The organism is Mucilaginibacter sp. P1_A3 (assembly GCF_056406855.1).
On record NZ_JBFTZJ010000001.1, the window covers coordinates 1 to 20396 of the forward strand.

Consider the following 20396-nt stretch of genomic DNA (forward strand, 5'->3'; position numbering starts at 1 on the left):
GAACAAAAACTAATACTGTTGTTTTCTTTGATCAAGAACTTCTTTCAATAATATGTCATTGTTTAGCTGAGAGCTAAAGGCGTAAAGCCGAAAGCGGAGCAGCAAACAAATAATGAATTGGCAAAAAAGCTTTATGCTTTTAGCCTTGAGCTTTTAGCTCAAAAGAAATTCAGGTGCCTATATCGGCGGTGTCTACCTCTTCCCATTCCGAACAGAGAAGTCAAGCCCGCCAGAGCCGATGGTACTGCGGTAAAACGTGGGAGAGTAGGTCGGTGCCCAATCTTAAAAGCCCCAAAAGGCTGAATCGTGAAACCCTTCATCTATCTGATGAGGGGTTTTTGCGTTTACAATATCTTCCCCATCCCAAACAGGTGTTCGCTTTTCGCGAAGCACCCACATTAACCTGTACTTTCTAAAAATCAACAAGTTGAAGTCCAGTACTTTATCTGTTCGCCATATTTCCACCCAAAAATAAACCCTGCTGTAAACCAATAACTTAACTTTTCACTAAACCCCAGCCCGAACACCTGCATCCCGCTGACCCGAACACCCGGGAAAGTCAGCAAATGGAACAGGGTTTTAAATATCAATAGTTGCGCAATAAGGTGCCAAAAACGGGGGAGTTTATGGAATATTCCTATTGAATAATGCGCGGAAAAGTGAAGGTTTTTACAAGTTGCTTTTTTGCATCTTTATTTCAGAAGGTAAGGCCTTTAATTACAGTTGATTTAATCTTCGCGGGTTTGTGCCTCTTTTATAACATGATTCAAAGGTTGGCACCTTTTTTAAAATTATGCGCAAGTAGCTTAATATTTCTTTTATTTGTAACTCATTCAATTCCCTGAAAAATTATGAATCATATATGCCTCGTGGAGGATGAGGAAAAAGTGGCGGCCTTTATTTCAAAAGGATTACAGGAACATGATTTCCTGGTAACCCATGCTGGGGATGGCTTATCTGCCATTGATCTGATAAGTGCGCAATCATTTGACCTCATTATCCTCGATCTGATGCTGCCCGATATCAACGGTGTTGACCTTTGCCGGCAGATTAGGAGGGGCAACAGCCAAGTGCCGATATTAATGCTTACCGCACTTGATCGCGTAGATGATAAAGTAAACGGCTTGCAGGCCGGGGCGGATGATTACCTGGTGAAACCTTTTCATTTTAGCGAACTACTGGCCCGCATTGGCGCATTATTAAGACGATTTAAGCCCGAAAATCAAAAGGAGGAGGGCTTATTGACATTTAGCGATCTGAAGTTGAACATATTCACCAAAACTGCCGAGCGTGCCAACACCGAAATTGTGCTTACAACCAAAGAGTATCACCTGCTTGAATTATTTATGCGTAACCCAAACAAAACCTTATCACGGGATTATATTGCCGAGAAGGTGTGGGACATTCAGTTTGATACAGGTACCAATTTTATTGATGTGTACGTGAACTATCTCCGAAAAAAAATTGAAAAGGGCTCGCAGGCCAAGCTGATTCACACCGTAATAGGCATGGGTTATATTTTAAAGGAAAACAAGGCAGTATGAAAATAAAGAACCGGTTGGCCCTTAATTTTACTTTGCTTAGCTCGGCTTTGTTGCTGGTTATAATGGGGATCATGTACCTGGCTTTTGCTGATTTCTTCAGAACAGATTTTTATGGACATTTAAAAGACAGGGCAAAAGTAGCCGCCCAATTATACCTCGAAGCCGACGAAATATCCTCAGACTCGCTAAACCACGTCAGGGAGCGAATGTTGGAAAAACTGCCCGATGAAGTGATACGTGTTTATAACGCCCACAATATCGCCTCGTTTATTAAAGATAGGGAGCAATACTGGAGCATTAATACCATTGAACAGGTGCGCAACAAAAAAACTATCAGTTTTAGGGAGGGTGAAAGGCAAACCATAGGTATTTATTACCCTGATAACCAGGGTAATTTTGTTATCCTGGCATCAGCTTATGACCAGCAGGCCAAAATTCGTTTATCCGGTATCATCAGGATCATGATCATCATATTAATTGTGGTGAATTGTTTTTTGTTTTTTATAGGTCGCTGGTTTGCTGAACGGTCATTATTGCCTATAGATGGTGTTATCAGGCAAATGAAATTGATGAATGCCAGTAGCTTACATTTAAGGGTAGATGAGGGAAAGGGTAAAGATGAAATAAGCGCGTTGGCTATTAATTTTAATCGTTTATTAAGCCATTTGCAAAATTCATTTGAGCTACAACAAACTTTCGTGGCCAATGCTTCGCACGAGTTACGTACGCCTGTAACCAGTATTATAGGTGAAATTGAGGTTGCGCTGCATAAACAACGCAGCAGTGCAGAATATGAACAGCTATTAAATTCGGTATTATTTGAGGCAGAACGGTTGGGAGAAACCATTGGCAGCCTTATGGAATTGGCCCAAACCGATATGGAATATACACGCGCAATGCTTGAGCCGGTGCAGATAGATGAACAGATCTGGGAAATACAGCATCATTGGGCAATGTCGCCGGGGCATCCGCAGCTTCAGGTACAAATTGATCATCTACCAGAGGAACAGCAGGCACTGTTCATTAACGCCAACAAAACGCTATTGAAAATTGCCCTCAATAATATTATTGGCAATGCCTTTAAATTTTCGGGCAACAAGCCTGTAATCTGCCGTTTATATGCAGATGAGCGGTCTGTAGTAATTACCATAGTGGATAAAGGTATTGGTATCCCGGTTGATGACCGGGAAAAAATATTTACGCCATTTTATCGTAGTGCAAACGGGCGGGTATTTGATGGAAACGGGGTGGGGCTTTATGTTGCCTATAAAATTATACAATTATTTAATGGCACTATTACCATGAATTCTGTTATTAACCAAGGCACAACTTTTACCATCAGCTTTGTGCCTATATTCTAATCTCTTTCTAATCTCGCTTTAATGTGCCTCTAATTTGGGTGGTATAGCTTTGTCCCAAACAAATATACTATGCACCACAAATTTGTTATCGTTCTTTTTTCAATTCAACTATGGTGTATGGCTGTGGGGGGTACTGTTTTCGGACAAACCCCCAACAGCGATACATTAAGTGTGACATTGAAAGAGACGGAATCGCAGTTTTTAAAGAATAACCTTGATCTCATTATTCAGCATTATAGTATTGACCAGGCCCAGGCGCAAATAATAACTGCCCGTTTGTTCAATAATCCCGACTTTAGCTTTGCCAACGTTTTATATAACCCTAAAACCAAAAGGTTTTTTGATACAAGTCATGATGGGGGCGAATACTCTGCACAGTTATCGCAACTTATCCAAACTGCAGGCAAACGCAATAAAAGTATTCAGCTGGCACAGATAAGTGCGCAACAGGCACAATATCAATTATTTGATCTGCTCCGCACGCTTAAGTTTACCCTCAGAAATGATTTCTACAAGATCTATTTCCAGGAACAGTCTGCACGGGTATACCAGGAGGAGATAAATTCACTGGCCAAAACGCTTAAAGTTTTCCAGGAACAATATAGTAAGGGGAATATCGCCCAAAAAGAAGTACTCAGGATTCAGTCGCAGCTTTACTCATTGCAATCGGAGCTGAACGACCTGATGGATAGCATTGACGATACGCAAAGCGAGTTAAAACTGATGATCAGGGCCAAACCTTCGGCTTATATTGTTCCACAGGTTGATATTAACCTTGAAGGGAAATCAGTAGTGGCAGAAGTACCCTACCAGCATTTGATTGATTCGGCCTATGCCAACCGGTATGATCTGAAAGTAGCGCGGTCTGTTGTTGATTACAATAACATCAACCTAAAACTTCAAAAGGCAACGGCTGTACCAGATGTTACCTTTTCATTAGCTTATGATAAGCAGGGCAGTTACATCCGCGATTATTCCAGTGCTGGGATCGCTTTTTCTCTGCCATTTTTTAACCGCAACCAGGGTGGTATAAAACAAGCCCGTATAGCAGTTGATGCCAGCAAAGTGCAATTACAAAGTCAGCAAGATCAACTGGAAAGTGAACTTGCCAATGACTATAAAGGAGCCTTACGTCTTGAAAATCTGTACAATAGCTTCGACCCGAAGTTTAAGCAGGATTTTAACCACCTGATACAGGAAGTATTTAAAAATTACCAGAAGCACAACATCAGCCTGCTGGAGTTTCTTGATTTTTATGATTCTTACAAAACCAACACCCTACAGTTAAATAACCTGCAGCTTAACCGCATCAGCTCGCTCGAGCAGTTAAATTTTGCTACAGGTACTCCATTTTTTAATCAATAATTACTTAGATATCATGTATCGCCCCTATAAAATAATTGCTTTTGGTGTCATTCCAGCCGTTATATTATCCATATCAGCCTGCTCCCATCATGACGATGCCGAAACGGCAAAGGATGCCCATTTCCAGGTAACCGATAGTTTATTACACAGTTTGGTGATTGATACAGTAAAGGCCGAAAACGCGTTATCGGAAATTACGCTTACCGGCAGTATCGCGCCAGACGAAACTAAAATGGTTAAAATTTTCCCGATGGTAAGCGGTATTGCACAGGCAGTGCATGTACAATTGGGTGATGTGGTTAAAAAAGGCCAGGTGCTTACTACGATGCGCAGCGCCGAAATAGCAGGCTTTAGCCGTGATATGATCGCGGCCGGGGCCGATTTGCGTAACACCCGCCGGCAACTGGAAACCACACAGGATTTGTACAAAAGTGGCCTGGCATCTGAAAAGGACCTGGAACAGGCCAAATCTGATTACCAAAAAGCAACTGCCGAGAATAGCCGGGCAAACTCCATAATGTCTATCAACAAAAGTAACGGTAAGGGGTATGAAATACAGGCCCCGCTGGGTGGTTACATCATCGAAAAAAATGTTACGGAAAATATGATGGTAAGAGCTGATAATAATCAGAACCTGTTTACTATTGCAGATTTGTCATCTGTGTATGTGCTCATCAATATGTATGAGTCTGATATTGCCAGTGTGAAGGTTGGCGATGAAGTACAGATATCTACGCTTGCCTATCCCGATAAAGTATTTACCGGTAAAATTGATAAACTGTTTGATGTGCTTGATCCCGATAACAAGGTAATGCGTGCCAGGGTAATGATCAGGAATCCCGATAATATGTTGAAGCCCGGCATGTTTACCAATGTCAAGATCCGGGCAAAATCAGGCATGAATTTACCGGCCATCAACACCAACGCTATTGTGTTTGATAATGATAAAAACTACGTAGTTGTGGTGGATGGGCCAGCAAAGGTACATATACAACCTATTGAAATAGCCAAACGTGTAGAGGATGTAGCCTACATCAGCAAAGGATTGAAACCGGGGCAACGTATAGTAGCATCGCGGCAAGTTTACCTGTATGAGTCTTTAAAAGATTAATACGGATCCCTATCATTTTATTAAAGCAACTTAGATGAACAAGTTCATAAAAGGAGTGCTGTCTTTTGCACTTAAAAACAAGGTTTTTATATTTTTTGTTACGCTGCTGATGGCTGTTGCAGGTTATATCAGCTTCAAAACCATCGCTATAGATGCTTTTCCGGATGTAACCAATACATCGGTAACCATTATAACCCAGTGGCCCGGCCGTAGTGCCGAGGAGGTTGAGAAATTTGTAACCCGGCCAATAGAACTGGCCATGAACCCGGCAGAGAAAAAGACAAGTGTACGCTCGTCATCGCTGTTTGGTTTATCGGTAGTAAAAATCACCTTTGATGATGATGTAGATTACGCATTTGCCCGTTTGCAGATCAATAATCATATTGACGAGGCCAATTTACCCGATGGCATCACGCCGGAGATTGAGCCGCCTTATGGCCCAACAGGTGAAATTTACAGGTACACACTTACCAGCAATAAACGCTCTGTACGCGAATTAAAGACCATACAGGATTGGGTAGTAAGTCGCGAGATAAGGGCAGTACCCGGCGTGGCCGATGTAAATAGCTTTGGCGGCGAGGTGAAAACATACCAGATAACAATTAACCCGCAAAAGGCGGTGCAATATGATATAACGCCGCTGCAATTGTTTGATGCGGTATCAAAAAGCAATGTGAATGTTGGCGGTGACGTGATACAGCAAAGTGGGCAGGCCTATGTAGTTAGAGGCATTGGCTTGCTGAACAATATCAGCGAGATAAAAAATATTGTGGTTAATAACATAAAGGGTACGCCCATCTATGTAAAAACCATAGCCGAAGTAACGGAATCAGCCTTGCCCCGCTTAGGACAGGTAGGAAGGGATGTAGACCCGGATGTTGTAGAAGGTATTGTTGTTATGCGTAAAGGAGAAAACCCCAGCGTTGTGATTGCAGGCCTGAAGGATAAGATAAAGGAGCTGAACGGCAATATATTGCCCGAGGATGTAAAGATCAACACTTTTTATGACCGCGAAACGCTGGTTGATTTCGCCACCCATACCGTATTGCACAATATGGCCGAGGGGATTGTATTTGTAACGGTTATTGTACTGCTTTTCATGGCCGACTGGCGCACCACGGTAATAGTTGCCATTGTTATTCCGCTCGCGTTGTTGTTTGCTTTCATGTGCCTTAAACTAAAGGGGATGTCTGCCAATTTGTTATCCATGGGGGCCATTGATTTCGGGATCATCATAGATGGGGCCGTGGTGATGGTAGAGGGGATATTTGTGTTGCTTGATCATAAGGCAAAGGAAGTTGGAATGGAAAATTTCAACAAGCTAAGCAAGCTAGGATTGATACGCCAGGCATGTTTGGTAAATGGTAAAGGCATATTTTTTGCAAAGGCTATTATCATAACCGGGCTGTTACCTATATTCAGTTTCCAAAAAGTAGAAGGGAAAATGTTTTCGCCCCTGGCCTGGACATTGAGCTTTGCCCTTTTAGGCGCTTTGTTATTAACCTTTACCCTGGTACCTGCACTGTGCAGCATCCTGTTAAAGAAAAACGTGCGCGAACGCCATAACGTTTTTGTGGAGTTTATTACAAAGCATGCGCTTAGTTTTTATAACCTGTGTTTTAAACGCCGCAAAATAGTTTTCCCGATAGCGCTTATTGCTTTAGTGATTAGCCTGGGTTGCTTTACTTTATTGGGAACCGAGTTTTTACCAGAGCTTAATGAGGGATCTATATATGTAAGAGCTACAGGGCCTTTGAGTACATCACTTGAAGAATCTGTTAAGCTATCAAATGAGATGCGCAAGATATTCCTGAGCTTTGATGAGGTTAAACAAGTGATATCGCAAACGGGCAGGCCCAATGATGGTACGGATGCCACTGGCTTTTATAACATAGAGTTTCACGTTGATATTTATCCGCAGGGCGAATGGAAACGAAAAGAAACGAAGGAAGAATTGATAGCGCGGATGCAGGACAAACTGAAGTTTTATCCCGGAGTAGATTTGAACTTTTCGCAGCCGATATCTGATAACGTTGAAGAAGCAGTTTCGGGAGTAAAGGGATCTATAGTGGTTAAAATGTTTGGCGATAACTACCCATATATTGAGGGTAAAGAAGAACAGATATACAAAATATTAAAGGGAGTACGTGGTATTGAGGATTTGGGTATTTTACGTAACATGGGGCAGCCTGAATTACAGATTAACCTTAACCAGGATAAAATGGCCCAGTATGGTGTTACCGCCGCCGATGCTAATGCAGTGATAGAAACCGCCATTGGCGGTCGTGCAGCAACACAGATCTATGAGGGCGAAAGAAAATTTGATCTGAGGATCCGTTACCCGGAGGACTTCAGGAACAATGCCTCTGCCATTGGTGATTTGCGCGTACCAACACTTAACGGGGGCCGCGTACCCTTACGGGAGATAGCCGATATCGGGAAAATTACGGGTATCAGTATGATCTATCGCGATAAAAACAGCCGTTATGGTGCTATCAAGTTCTCTATAAGGGGCCGCGATATGGGCAGCACCATTGCCGAGGCGCAAGCTAAAGTAAACGCGCAAATTAAACTGCCTAAGGATTACCGCTTAGAATGGGCAGGTGATTTTGAGAACCAGCAAAGGGCAACCCAAAGATTATCACAGGCTGTACCCGTGAGTTTGCTTATCATCTTTTTTATCCTGTTTATCTTGTTCGGTAATTTCAGAGACTCATTGCTGGTATTGAATAATGTGCCGTTCGCCATTATGGGTGGGATACTTGCCTTGTTGATCACCGGCGTTAATTTTAACATATCCGCAGGTATCGGTTTTATCGCTTTATTTGGTATTTGTGTTCAAAATGGGGTTATCCTGATCTCGAAATTCAAATCAAACATCAAAGATCTGCGTCATCACCAGTTTACCAACTTTGCCGATGCTTTGAAAAGTGGAGTTGCCGATAGGATGCGCCCGGTTATTATGACTGCTATGATGGCGGCTATCGGTTTACTACCGGCTGCATTATCGGCAGGTATAGGATCCGAAGCATCAAAACCACTGGCCATAGTAGTTATTGGCGGACTAATTACCAATACCATATTCAACCTGTTTGTGTTCCCCATCGTGTTTTACTGGACTTACCTTAAAAGGGTAGAGAACGGCGACACCGGAAGGATTTAACAGGAACTGAAAACTATGTTAGGTGATTAATGGAGGCGGAAAGCCATTAATTGAAGAGGAGAGTTCGCCGGTATATGTTTTCTTCGGCGGCTGGCAGTAATTGATGGGAAATCGGGAGGATTTAGATCAGGACAAATAATTGCTGAGCAATTATTACGCGCTTATTTTTCCTGCATTGGGCTTTTATTTGGCCGAATACAGGACGTAATTATTGCTCAGCATATCCATATGGAAACCGGTGTAGCCGGGGAAACACTTACGTATAATGTTTGATTTTGGGCCCATATAGCTTGCCGGGAGCATGATAAAGATGGGGCCGGCATGGCCATAATGTACATAGCTATCGAAATTAATTTTGACATCAGCGTCGATAGGATCTAAAATAACATAACGGTTATGGTTAATTTCAAGACTGATATCGGGGCTAATAAATACGAAGAGCGCATTTTTTGTTTTCCGGTCTAAATCCATAATATAATTCAGCGACGGCTGATCAATGAACGGTAGTGCTACACCAGATGCCCCGTGGGCGTTTACTGTTTTATTTTGATGATAGCTGGGTACAAAATACCGGATACTTAAAAAGGCTATAAACAAGCATACCAGTCCGAAAGCTATTTTAAAAGGCGGTTTCCATCGGCTCACCAGGTAAACTACTCCGGGAGTTACCAGTAAACCAATGATCCTGAAATGCCTTGCTTCGTATGAAATATTTGCCTGCCGTAAAAAACTATAGCCAAAAAATAGTACCGATAACACGTAAAAAATACTGAGCAATAGGGTGTAGTTCTTATTAGGAACTGAACGGTTGATACTTACGATAATCACGACGCTTAATGCAGCCGCTAATAATAAAATAATCAATAACCACTGAGGGCTAAGCGACCATTCATTATTGTGAAATAATACCCCGTTTAATATATCATCTAACGAAAAACCTGCTAAAATTGGGGAAGCCAGCGGAAAGCTAAAGGTTTCCCAACTGAATAGTAACCCTGATGAATCTGATGCAGGGTTTGCGCCCTTAGATAAGTAAAAAACGTATATAGCGGCCAACGATAACGCTGATGGAATGGCAATCCAGATGCCGTTTTTAACCCAATCCATTAAATTTAATTGCTTTTGGGATAATTTGATCCAGATATACAGGCACCCGGCAGCATACATCCACAAAAAGGATGATTTGCAGAAAAAGCCTATCCAACCGGAAAGCAGCAGGAATACAGTAAACTTCCAATCTGCTTTATCAAAGCTTACACAACCATACAGAAACCATCCAATAAAGCCGAAAAGCAAGACTTCGCCACCGTTATAAAAAACATAAGGGATAAAGAATCCTTGTTGAATTGCTATTACCAATACACTAACTGCTGCCAACGTTGGCGTAAATCCTGCTTTTTTAAAAAAAACATACAATCCGCCTAATCCAAGAAGGCTAAATAAAGTAACTGTAATTGCCGATGCCTGCCCCGTATTGATGCCAAAAACGGATTTAAAAAAGTAAGGAACTAAATACTGCCCGGGCGACCACCATGATAAAAATTCCCCGTAATCTTTGCTGATATCTGCCGGACTGGGTTTGGTGGCTATATTGAACGCGCCACCAGCCTGCATTTTTTGCATCACCTGGAAACCCCAGCTGGGATCAGGGAAGAGGGCGGTAGGCGCAATAAATATCATCGTACCCATAATTAATACCATGATGCCTAAAGCCAACAGGATAATTTTATGGGGTTGTGATTTTTGTAATATCATAGTGTTAGATATATTTATAGTTCAATCTCGCGATCGCGGATCTTTATAGCCGGGTTGCCCTGGTAAACGCTGTAAGCCTGTAGGTTTTTTGTTGCTACAGAACCGCTGGTAAGCACCGAATGACTTGCTGCGGTAATACCAAGATTTACAATGGCTCCTGCACCTATCCAAACGCCATCTTCTAAAATCACCTCTTTGGTTATGAGATTGAATGATGTTTTTTTATAGTTATGGCTTCCGGTAAGCAGCACCGCACCCTGCGAAAGGCATACGTTAGCACCGATGCTAATCATAACCAGGCTATCTATCCATACATTTTCGCCTATCCAGCTTTCATCACCAATTTGCAAAAACCAGGGATATTTGATATTTACACATGGCTTAATCGTTACGTTTTTTCCAATCCTGGCGCCAAACATCCTCAGTAAAAATACTTTAAAGGCGCTGGATGGAATAATGCTTGTTTTGAAAAGTACAGCGTTTGTATAAAACCATAAAAGTCTTTTTATAGCATTGCCGCCGGGATGGAATGGATGATTATTATAGGTGGCCAGGTTGGTTTTAAGCATGTTTATTGATTGCTTTGTCGTTTTGCTTTACCCAATAATATAAGCTTATCATAATGATAATGTACAAAATGATATTGAAAATGGTATGATGATCAATTATCCGGTTTGCTTTTTTGTCCCAAAATAAAGCTAAAACTACAAAACGGATAATATTTAAAAGCTCGATTCCTATAATTCCGGCTATTAAAAAGATCATTTTTTGTTTCAGCCTTTTGGGATAAGCTATTACAAACGCCGAAAAGAAACTGATTAAGCCCAGTCCTAAACACGAATACACTAACACAATGGCGCCTTTGCCCGCCACCAATAATTCTGTGTTATTGTGTACGGATGAAAAGCCAAACCAGCTAAGTACCACGGCGCTGCTTTGTAACAGGAACATTCGCAAACCATTTATATAATTTAAATGCTCAGCTAAAAATGGATAGTAGTGGTTGCCGGGGCTGGTAATACCAAAAAACAAAATATTGAAGTAATAAAACAGCAGGAATAAGAAGAGGAATGTAAATACAAATTTAAAGGGAGAGATATTGGTTTGATTTACCCGCGCCGGTTTTTGTTGACTTTTGAGGATTTCATCAATTTTAACATCAACAATCAACCTGAACCAAAAGCCTTGTAAAAAGTGGAATATTACACCAATACGCCCCTCCAGGATGCCCAATTGAAATATCATACGGTAAATAAAATAAAGCATTGGCCTTACATATCGCGGCAGTTGCCACCACAGTTGTTTTAGCCAGGCAGTACGCTCATCTGGCGAGCCAAACAGCGATGGCTTAAGAGTTTGCGTTCGCATTTTTTGCATGCGTTCAACCTCCTCATGGGCCAACAGATCGCTATACCGGTTATGTTTGGCTATCCAGAAACTGATATTGTTTTCCTTGAGATTTTCTTCCAGGATATGGCCATCTTTCCATACTTCGGTTTTGCCGGGTACTATAAAACGATGATCCATATTTTCGTTCAGGTCTGAGTAGCCAACCCCGTACCTGATCATTTTAAGCAGATAAAAAGGATAGTAGCCACCATGTTTTATCCATCGACCTTTAAAAAAGTTTTTGCGGTTAAAATAGATGCCATCAATATCCCGGTGCTCCTCTTCTTTAAAATTGATCAGTTTTTCCTTCAATTCCGGCGTAACCACCTGGTCGGCATCCAAACAAATGATCCAGGGAGTTTTGATGTCGAAGTTTTTAAGGGCGAAATCCCATTGTTGCGGATGATTCACGAAATGGTTTTGCAAAATTACTGCGTTTGCCTTTTGAGCTATGTTGATCGTATTATCATCACTGCCCGAATCCAAAATAAAGACTGGTGCATTCAACTCTTTGATAGATGCCAGTAAACGGGGCAGGTGCTGCTCTTCGTTATAGGTGAGGATGATAAATGAATATACGGGGATCAATGCTGTTTGCTTATTTTATTGTACAAACCTATGTATTTTTCAACTAAGCTATCGGCGCCAAAATCACTGTAAATAATATCCGGGGCCTGCGCCCTGATAGTAGTAAAATCGGTTTGCCTGCCGGCTATCTGATTAATGGCTTCTGCCACAGATGCCGCGCTTGTTTTACAGAGCCAACCCAAATGGTTTTTACTTACATAATCAGCCAATCCAACTTCCTCGCTTATCAGTACAGCCGTGCCCACACTCAAGCTTTCAATAACGGCGTTGCCAAAGTTTTCATCATGTGATGGTAATATGAACAGATCATGCTGTTGTAACACCTTAAATTTATCATCGTTGATGAAACCGGCCCAGGTGATTTTATCGGCAATGCCATTAGTTACAGCTAATGACTTTAAACCAGCTATATACAATTTATTGCCATCGCCTGCAATGGTAAGGTGAAAAGGAATATTTACCATCGCGAGCGCATTAAGCAGGATATCCAATCCTTTTTTTTCTTCAATCCTGGAGAAGAAAATTAACTTAATTGGAGAGGTAATTATATTTGGTACCTGCGGACGATATACAGGAAGTTTTACAAAATTGGGTATTGTAGTGTTGCTTTTTGGTTTGATGATACAGTTTACCGCATCGCTTTCTCTTTGAGATGTTGCGTGGATGTGGCAATGCTTTAATATCGGTTTACCCAATAAATTATGGATGATTGCTTTAATACCCTGGTTTTTATTTTGAAACGAATAAGGGCTTAAGGTACCCCGGGCCGAAACTAAAACAGGCACCCCACGCATAACAGCGACAAGGCAGGAAAGGACAGAAACCAAATTCCACCACGCATGAACGTGCACCACATCATAAGCTTTGGCATTTTTCCAAACGGCATTTAATAAAGCAGGGGATAAGTGACTGTGGTCTTTAGTAATGCGTTTAAAATAGGTAACCTCAACACCATCAACCACCACCGTTTGGTTTGGGACTACATCAAGTTCGTGCGGGCCGTTGGCTGTGGTGGTATATACACTAATTTGGCAACCCGCATTTACCAGTTGCTCGCAAAGCATCGCTACAGACATAGTTGGCCCACCATAAATATAGGCTGGTTTATAGGCTGCCGAGATCTGTAATATTTTCAACCTTCTTTTAAGATATTAGATACGGTAAGTATTTTATGTACCACAAACATGCTGATGAAACTCCAGAATACGGTGTTGACGAGAAATTCAAAACTAAGGCCACGCCACATGATCTGGAAAAGGCCGCTAAAAACAAGCGCCGTTCCTAAAATATATCCGCCAAAAAGATTTTCAGCTTTGGTGGATATCAGCTGTGCAACTGCTCCGTAAATAAACATGGATAAAAAAACGCCAAGTGCTCCATCGGTAAGGTAGGCGTCAACAATAAAGGCAGGCTTTGCCGATACCGATGATGCTCTGTTTACCACACCTGCATCATAAACGCGTTCCATGATCAGGTCTTCGGTGCTTGGTTTGTCCGGCCAGAAAGCACGTGGGATAATGGCCATTCCGGATTGTTTGATCAGTTTGGTGCCGTAAAAATCAACATTTTTAGGTGTTGATTGAGTGAACTTAATAAACATATCAATCTCACTTAACCTGTACACCAGGAATCCCCAGTTGGAATCGTCTTCATCGCCGGAGTCAACACTATTCAACGCGGCATTTAATGCCAGTTCTGTCGCTTCATCGGTAGAAGCATTTTCAGACCATGCATTTTGCCTGAAGATTCTGTTATAGGTAGGCAGAAACATGAATAGAAGCAATAGGATGGGAATGAAAATACCAGCCACCAGTTTTTTATAATTAGGGTACAGAAATATTCCCAACACCAAAACACTAATAATAATGGGTTCTTTAAAACCAGAAATGAGTGCCTGGTAAAAGTTGAAAAAGTAAAAGCAAATACAAATGAGGGTATTGCCAATTTTTTTTAGCGGAATGGCAAAGGCAAGCGCCAAAGTACCGGCAATAAAACTTAAGGAGCTGAATTGATTTGCAAATTGCGATAAACCGGGAATTTTAATGAAAAGTATGGAGGCAGGGAAACTAAACACTGCAAACATCATCAGCAGGTTGGCCAGTTTATCTTGTGAAATATGGTATTTGGATTTAGCCGAATAATCCATAAAGATTAAGATACCAGTAACAAAAGCGGCGTGCCCTAAACAATAATACCGTTGGCATTGCGCCGTAAATTGAAGTCGGTCCTGGTCAATTAGGGTAGTACCTACTTTTTCAAAGTTTTGATACCCCAATACATCCAGGAAATAGAATATAGAGGTGCAGGCCATATACCCCGCAAAAATTATCTGGACCAAAAAAATTGGCCGCATGAGTTGTTCGGCAATGCTCCTGTCATTGGGGAGGGGTTTAACCCAACCGGTTAACGTCAAGAAAAATATGAGGAAGGATCCAAGCCAGGCGATTATGTACGATAATTCATAATCGCTTTTCAGTAAAGCGGCCAGCGCCCATGGAATGAACAATATTAAAAAACGCTCTAATGGAACTTGTTTACCTTGCATTGCTATTTCTTAGTATGTTTAAAATGGCATCTGCCTGATTTGTAAAACTCCATGCACCTATTTTGTTTTTAGCATTCTGGCCCAAAAACTTCAGCGTTGTTTTATTAAAAATAAGTTTGTTCAGTTTGGTACTGATGTCGGTTAAGTTTCCTGCTTCAAATATTTCGCCGGTAATGCCAGGTACCACCAAATCGGCGGCGCAACCGCATTTATCAGATACCAGCACGGGCTTTCCGGCGGCCATGGCCTCATTTACCGCAAGCCCCCATGATTCCCCCGGACCTTTTGAGGGCAGGCAAAACAAATCACAGGCCTGGTATGCTACCGGCATTAATGATTGATTATAAAAATCAATAAAGTGCACATTGTTTTTTTTGCCCGCATTGGTTTTTAATGAAACTTCTAAATTACCGTTACCAACAAATAATAAATGGGTGTTTGGCATGTTCAAAGTTAAAAAAGCATCCAGCAATAATTGGGGTGATTTTTTTTCTTCCAGCTTACCTGCAAATAATATCAATGTTTCGGCTGCGTTAATGCCTAGGCTTTGCCTTAATTTATCGGCTTCATCGGTCCTCTGCACACCAAACCGATCATTATCTATGGCGTGTGGGGCAAAACTAAGTTGCCCGGTGTTTAAACCATATTTCTCGAAGTAAGCTTTGTTATTACTCCCCACGTAAAAGGCATGAGTAATATGATGATACACCCATTTTAAAAAAGTGGACCGTAATAACGCTTTAAATCCTTCCTGAGCATCAAGCAGCGTTGAATCGCCACGGAAATAAATTGGTAATTTGTTTTTAAAATGCCGGATAACTTTTAAATGGCTATCATATGCCCAGCCATAAACCAGTATGGCATCAGCCTGCCAGGTTTTAATCTGGGTGATTAATCCGGGGTTCACTATGCCCTTAAAATGATGCGAACCCGGATCTGTTGATGTGTTTTCAACCCATTCGTATGGATAACCATCTGTTAATGGCATGTCCCAGGATATAGTTTTCCCAAAACCGGGATCGAATTTCTCCTGTGCGCTTTCTCCCCAGGTATAAAATACTTTAATATCAACCTGTTGCTTTTCATGCAATAGTTTAAAAACCGGTGCATAATATTGTATAGGATGTGTAGTTATAATGGCCAGGCGCATATCAGATGGTTTCTCCCGTTATATTAAATCCTTTGGCGGTTTTTAACCGATGATTAATAAAATCAGCATCGCGGCAGTAAATTGTATTATAACTACCGAAGGAGAGCATCAAATTTAAATTTCTGTTGAAGGGATCATACTGGTAAGGTTTAAATCCATCGGCCATCAGTAGCTGATGAATATCTTCCTCATTAAATCCATAACGGATACCACTGCCATTTAGCTCGATGATAATAGCTTTAAGCGATTCCAGCTCCAATGTATTGTGCATCCCTTTCAACACTTCGGTTTCAAAACCTTCTACGTCAATTTTTATCAACGCGGGGTTATCATTTACAGAAATGGAATCTATCGTGATCACCTTTACTGTTTCAACGTCGGTATTTTGTGTTTCATCCGGGCTGATGATATGATTGGTGGTATCCTCATTTTTTGAAAATGTTAGTACACCAGCTTCAGCCCCCGCTGCGGCATTAATCAAAGTGGCGTTATCCTGAAGTTTGTTTAAGCCGATGTTTTTATTGGTGATGGCCGCGGTATTTGCTGATGCTTCAATGGCGATGGTTTTGGCCTGGCATACTCCGGATGCCAGCAAAGTGTAAGAACCCACATTGGCGCCAATATCAAAAAAAACATCGACCGGCCTTAAAAAGTGCAGTAAAAAGGCCATATCATTAAACTCATGCAGGCCGGTATAAATATTGCCGGTGATGCCGGTTAAGCCTTTACGGGCATGAAATTTTACTCCTGACAGGTAAGGTTTTACAATAAACTGGGATGGACGAAGGCTGCATTGAATTTGCCACCATACGAACCTAATGAGCGCCTTAATAGGGTGCCTTTTACCCAAGGGGTGATTAAATATAAAGCCAAACGTTCTTTTAATTTTTTCCACTAATAACGCTATCAAAAAGTTTGCATTGGTTAAAGGCCATTTGCCTGGCCGAATATTTATTTACAACAGCGTCATTATACCTCGGCTGTTGGTGATTGCCGTTAAGCAATGCTACCAGGAATAAGTTAATATCCGAATCGCTTATGGTATCGTAATCAAAAGCATCGGTCACGCCATATTCCTTCATGATATTTATAGCTGAACTTGCCGCGTTAAAAATTGCCAATATTGGTTTTTGAGTTAGGAGATATGGATATATTTTTGAAGCGGTGTATTTAGGATCGTCAGACCCCGGAATAAAAAGCGCGTCAGCCTGTTGCAAAGTGGCCAATGTATGATAATAGCTAATCCGATCGGTAATTTCAACTACCTGGCCGCCTACACCAAACTGTTTGGCAAGTGGCATTACAGTTGGATTGCCCTTGCCATTTGGAGCATAACTTGTACCGATAAAATAAAACATGAATGATTTTAAAGCCTCATTTCCGTTTTGTAATCCAGTCTTAAGCGTTTTAAATAAAGGCGTTATTGCTTTATGCATGTCAGCGCCACCACGGCCGATATAAACTACGTTGATTGATCCTTTCTCAAGCAGCTTGTTAAATAATTTTTCATTTTTTTCGGCTATCTGCATATCAGGATCAAATGCTCCAAATGTTATGGTTGCAGAAGGTATGTTTTTTATTGCCGGATACCTGTTTTTCAAGTCGCTGATGTAATCATCAGATACACTGATCAAGCCATCTACACTTTTCATGGCTAATGGCTCAAGGTATTTGTTGAGGCGATACGAGAACCAATATTTGGGCGGCCTTTGAGCTTTAGGTTTATCCTGATAATAATCAGAAAACCACGGATCCTGCATATCTATTACATAGGGTATCCCAAAACGTTTTTTCCAGTAGGCGCCCAGGATGCAAACCGGAAACTGCGTGGTGGAAAAATAGATAAGATCATATTTTTGATCTTTTAAAAGTTTATTGACCTTTTGCTTGTAGAACCAAAGGGAACGCAGGGAAATGCTGCCCAACCCTAATTTGGAAGTAATGTGCTTTTTTAAGGCCCGTACCTTATGGGTCTTTATTTGCGCCGGTACACTTTGCAGCAACAACTCATCGGTAGCCATATCCGCGTATTTTTCATCAACCATTACTACTTCTGCATCCCAGTCATTACCGGCAAAATAGGGGAGGCTCATACGTACCCGTTGCATATCAGCCGCATTTACAGGAGGGAAATAAGGAGAAATGATGAGCAAGCGTTTCAATTTTCCTGGAGGGTTTTATCCACTATGGCTATAAATTTTTTAGATTCGGTTTCCCAATTCAACTCATTTTGACCAAGCGTGTAATTATGCTGCCGGGTTTCATCAAGGAGCTGTGGGTTTTCGGCATACTCCTTTATGCAGTTTGCCATGGATATGGCATCATTTTTTTTATATAATTTACCCACACCCGGGTATTGTTCAAGCAACATACTTTGGGCTTTGGTATCACTCGCAATTATGGCCAAACCGGATTGAATGTAGGTGAAGATCTTATTGCTTAAGGCGATGTCATTATTTAAGCAATAAGCCGTTTCCGTAGCTAAGCCAATATCAAACCGGCTGGCAAAACTTTCAATTTCTGCAGATGAAACGGGCGGATGGATATGAATTTTTACAGGTGCCTGGTTTTCAATAAATACCTTAAAGTTTCCATCGGGTAAATTACCTAACAGGTGCAGTTCCAAAGTGATATTATTCAACAACATACCATTGTTTAAAAGATGCATAGCGTTTACTACATCTTCAATTCCACGGTTGGTACCAATGGTTTGTGAGAGCCAAAATAACTTTATTGTGGGTTTAAGCGGCTTAGCTGATGTAAAAGGGATAGTGTTTTTTACAAACACATTGTTTATCACTATCGGGTTAAGATACGGATATAACCTTTTGTATTCCTGTGCTATTGAAGGACTGGCAGCCGTAAAATAATCAGTAAGCGCGAAGTATTTTTCTTCGATGTATTTATTTAACCGGCTATCTGTGCTCTCCGGATCTCCAAAACCCGAATGCATATCTTCGGCATCGTAACCAACTTTTGCGTTTGTATATTTTGCCGCCAACACGGCTGTCGGCAAAGCGCCAAGGTTATGTGCTATATAAACATCAGTCTTTATTTTTTTTGCGATAGAAAGCGCTTCTGCGTGTGTCCTGCTGACAGCATTTTCATACATGTGCCCCAATTTTGTGAAACTGGAAAGGTATTTACTGATTTTTTGCCTGATGCGGGTTTTGTAATAACTAAGTTTTGAAGAAGACGGGTTTCCTCCGCAAAAAATATACACGCCGGGGGTTTTATCAATTATTTCATGATCAAATTTTTGAGCCCATGACTGGTAAAAACAATATATAACCTTTACCTGGTAGCCAAGCATAATTAATGTTTCTACTTCCTTAACTAAACGTGGGTTAGTTGTAGGTTGGCCCGTGGTAATAAAGGTAACCCGCTTCATTTACTTACTGCCAGCTGATAAAGTTTTTCGTACTGCCGGGCCAAAACGTCGGCACTGAATTTTTCTTCGGCTATCCGCCGGCAATTTAGCCTGTTTATTTTACCTATATTATGGATGCCGCTTAGCATTTCCTGCTCGTTATTACATACATAGCCATTGATGCCATCGGTAACAACTTCCGGAATTGCACCCCTGTTGTAACCTATCACCGGTGTACCACAAGCCAAAGCTTCGGCCATTACTATTCCAAAAGGCTCGTCCCACGTTACGGGCATTAATAAGGCCTGTGCATTTCTGAGCAATTGATTTTTTTGCTGATCATCAATAGGGCCTATGTACCTGATCTGGTCATTATCTATGTACGGCTTTACTTCGGTATAAAAATATTCCTGGTGTAGTTTTTCTGCCGGTATATTGCCGGCAATTATCAGCTTGCTGTTGGTTTCAATTGCTAATTTAATAGCAATAGCTGTGCCTTTCTCTTTCTGTATCCTTCCTAAAAAAACAAACGGGGCATCAACATCAACTGTACCCTTAACCTGGTAGTCGTTTATATTAACCCCGTTATATATAGTAGTAACATGGCAATGATCATTAATCTGGCGGGCTATATAATTGCTGCAGACCGTAAAATAAAGCGAATGTTTACGTGCAATCTTCGATGCTTTTATTACCTGTGAAATTGTTGGTGGTAACTGGTATGAAACTATTTTAGGCAATTTGCTAAACATGAGCCATGCTATATTGCTCATGCGGCCAAAAGTGTGCACCAGGTCAAAGTGCTGCCCTGCAATTTTTGAAGTGAGTAAATTTATTTTCAGCATATCCTGAAGGCCATAATGTTCACTCTCGCGGTAAGGCACTAATTGGCAGCCTGCATCAGAGTTTCCATTTGCAAACAGGGTAATATCATGACCATACTGCTGCAGTTCCTGTATTAACATAAAAACAATGCGCTCTATTCCTCCGTATTGTTTTGGAGGCACAGGTATTAATGGATTCACTATGATAGCTATCTTCATGCGGTAAGTAAT

15 protein-coding genes and 1 rRNA gene are annotated in these 20396 nt (G+C 41.3%); 6 read left to right on the plus strand and 10 right to left on the minus strand.

Going from position 1 to position 20396, the window contains the following annotated elements; all coding sequences use genetic code 11:
• The first annotated feature begins 169 nt into the window (after window positions 1-169).
• The 6 genes from rrf (at window position 170) to AC1D0K_RS00030 (ending at window position 8544) form a co-directional block, all read left to right on the plus strand.
• Window positions 170-281, plus strand: a 5S ribosomal RNA gene (gene rrf / locus AC1D0K_RS00005).
• Between the two features lie 570 nt (window positions 282-851).
• Entirely contained in the window at window positions 852-1544 is a 693-nt protein-coding gene (locus AC1D0K_RS00010) for a response regulator transcription factor (protein WP_477399283.1), read from the plus strand.
• Window positions 1541-2905: a sensor histidine kinase gene (locus tag AC1D0K_RS00015; RefSeq protein ID WP_477399281.1), complete on the plus strand. Its 1365-nt coding sequence runs from the start codon at window positions 1541-1543 to the stop codon at window positions 2903-2905. The genes AC1D0K_RS00010 and AC1D0K_RS00015 overlap by 4 nt, the downstream gene beginning before the upstream one ends.
• A 69-nt stretch (window positions 2906-2974) precedes the next feature.
• Entirely contained in the window at window positions 2975-4270 is a 1296-nt protein-coding gene (locus tag AC1D0K_RS00020; RefSeq protein WP_477399279.1) for a TolC family protein, read from the plus strand.
• Between the two features lie 13 nt (window positions 4271-4283).
• Window positions 4284-5381, plus strand: coding sequence for an efflux RND transporter periplasmic adaptor subunit (locus AC1D0K_RS00025; RefSeq protein ID WP_477399277.1), 1098 nt, complete (start codon window positions 4284-4286; stop codon window positions 5379-5381).
• Between the two features lie 34 nt (window positions 5382-5415).
• Window positions 5416-8544, plus strand: coding sequence for an efflux RND transporter permease subunit (locus AC1D0K_RS00030; protein ID WP_477443024.1), 3129 nt, complete (start codon window positions 5416-5418; stop codon window positions 8542-8544).
• Between the two features lie 183 nt (window positions 8545-8727).
• Here the strand turns inward: AC1D0K_RS00030 and AC1D0K_RS00035 are convergent, their stop codons facing one another.
• From AC1D0K_RS00035 to AC1D0K_RS00080, 10 genes are read right to left on the minus strand one after another with little or no spacing between them, the layout of a single operon-like run.
• Window positions 8728-10299 carry a hypothetical protein gene (locus AC1D0K_RS00035; RefSeq protein ID WP_477399760.1) on the minus strand — a complete coding sequence of 524 codons (1572 nt, stop codon included), beginning with the start codon at window positions 10297-10299 and terminating at the stop codon, window positions 8728-8730.
• Between the two features lie 14 nt (window positions 10300-10313).
• Window positions 10314-10868 carry a WcaF family extracellular polysaccharide biosynthesis acetyltransferase gene (locus tag AC1D0K_RS00040; RefSeq protein WP_477399758.1) on the minus strand — a complete coding sequence of 185 codons (555 nt, stop codon included), beginning with the start codon at window positions 10866-10868 and terminating at the stop codon, window positions 10314-10316.
• On the minus strand, window positions 10861-12276 hold the full coding sequence (gene xrtY / locus AC1D0K_RS00045; RefSeq protein WP_477443026.1) for an exosortase Y: 1416 nt from the start codon (window positions 12274-12276) through the stop codon (window positions 10861-10863). Before xrtY ends, AC1D0K_RS00040 begins: the two co-directional genes overlap by 8 nt.
• Window positions 12273-13412, minus strand: a complete 1140-nt coding sequence (locus AC1D0K_RS00050; RefSeq protein ID WP_477443028.1) for an XrtY-associated glycosyltransferase XYAG1 — start codon at window positions 13410-13412, stop codon at window positions 12273-12275. Before AC1D0K_RS00050 ends, xrtY begins: the two co-directional genes overlap by 4 nt.
• The gene (locus tag AC1D0K_RS00055) at window positions 13409-14821 is read right to left on the minus strand and encodes an exosortase Y-associated Wzy-like protein (protein ID WP_477398205.1); all 1413 of its coding nucleotides are present in this window, start codon (window positions 14819-14821) and stop codon (window positions 13409-13411) included. Before AC1D0K_RS00055 ends, AC1D0K_RS00050 begins: the two co-directional genes overlap by 4 nt.
• A complete protein-coding gene (locus tag AC1D0K_RS00060; protein ID WP_477398207.1) occupies window positions 14811-15971 on the minus strand; it encodes a glycosyltransferase family 4 protein in 1161 nt (386 codons plus the stop codon). The genes AC1D0K_RS00055 and AC1D0K_RS00060 overlap by 11 nt, the downstream gene beginning before the upstream one ends.
• A gap of 1 nt (window position 15972) precedes the next feature.
• Window positions 15973-16866 carry an FkbM family methyltransferase gene (locus tag AC1D0K_RS00065; protein WP_477398209.1) on the minus strand — a complete coding sequence of 298 codons (894 nt, stop codon included), beginning with the start codon at window positions 16864-16866 and terminating at the stop codon, window positions 15973-15975.
• The gene (locus AC1D0K_RS00070) at window positions 16853-18133 is read right to left on the minus strand and encodes a glycosyltransferase (RefSeq protein WP_477398211.1); all 1281 of its coding nucleotides are present in this window, start codon (window positions 18131-18133) and stop codon (window positions 16853-16855) included. The genes AC1D0K_RS00065 and AC1D0K_RS00070 overlap by 14 nt, the downstream gene beginning before the upstream one ends.
• On the minus strand, window positions 18130-19362 hold the full coding sequence (locus tag AC1D0K_RS00075; protein WP_477398213.1) for a glycosyltransferase family protein: 1233 nt from the start codon (window positions 19360-19362) through the stop codon (window positions 18130-18132). The genes AC1D0K_RS00070 and AC1D0K_RS00075 overlap by 4 nt, the downstream gene beginning before the upstream one ends.
• Entirely contained in the window at window positions 19359-20384 is a 1026-nt protein-coding gene (locus AC1D0K_RS00080; protein ID WP_477398215.1) for a glycosyltransferase family 4 protein, read from the minus strand. Before AC1D0K_RS00080 ends, AC1D0K_RS00075 begins: the two co-directional genes overlap by 4 nt.
• Window positions 20385-20396: the final 12 nt, after the last annotated feature.

What these genes read in the sequence shown, in the direction of transcription:
- AC1D0K_RS00010 (WP_477399283.1), top strand. Translation starts at nt 852, where the DNA reads ATGAATCATATATGCCTCGTGGAGGATGAGGAAAAAGTGGCGGCCTTT.
- AC1D0K_RS00015 (WP_477399281.1), top strand. Translation starts at nt 1,541, where the DNA reads ATGAAAATAAAGAACCGGTTGGCCCTTAATTTTACTTTGCTTAGCTCG.
- AC1D0K_RS00020 (WP_477399279.1), top strand. Translation starts at nt 2,975, where the DNA reads ATGCACCACAAATTTGTTATCGTTCTTTTTTCAATTCAACTATGGTGT.
- AC1D0K_RS00025 (WP_477399277.1), top strand. Translation starts at nt 4,284, where the DNA reads ATGTATCGCCCCTATAAAATAATTGCTTTTGGTGTCATTCCAGCCGTT.
- AC1D0K_RS00030 (WP_477443024.1), top strand. Translation starts at nt 5,416, where the DNA reads ATGAACAAGTTCATAAAAGGAGTGCTGTCTTTTGCACTTAAAAACAAG.
- AC1D0K_RS00035 (WP_477399760.1), bottom strand. Translation starts at nt 10,299, where the DNA reads ATGATATTACAAAAATCACAACCCCATAAAATTATCCTGTTGGCTTTA.
- AC1D0K_RS00040 (WP_477399758.1), bottom strand. Translation starts at nt 10,868, where the DNA reads ATGCTTAAAACCAACCTGGCCACCTATAATAATCATCCATTCCATCCC.
- AC1D0K_RS00055 (WP_477398205.1), bottom strand. Translation starts at nt 14,821, where the DNA reads ATGCAAGGTAAACAAGTTCCATTAGAGCGTTTTTTAATATTGTTCATT.
- AC1D0K_RS00060 (WP_477398207.1), bottom strand. Translation starts at nt 15,971, where the DNA reads ATGCGCCTGGCCATTATAACTACACATCCTATACAATATTATGCACCG.
- AC1D0K_RS00075 (WP_477398213.1), bottom strand. Translation starts at nt 19,362, where the DNA reads ATGAAGCGGGTTACCTTTATTACCACGGGCCAACCTACAACTAACCCA.
- AC1D0K_RS00080 (WP_477398215.1), bottom strand. Translation starts at nt 20,384, where the DNA reads ATGAAGATAGCTATCATAGTGAATCCATTAATACCTGTGCCTCCAAAA.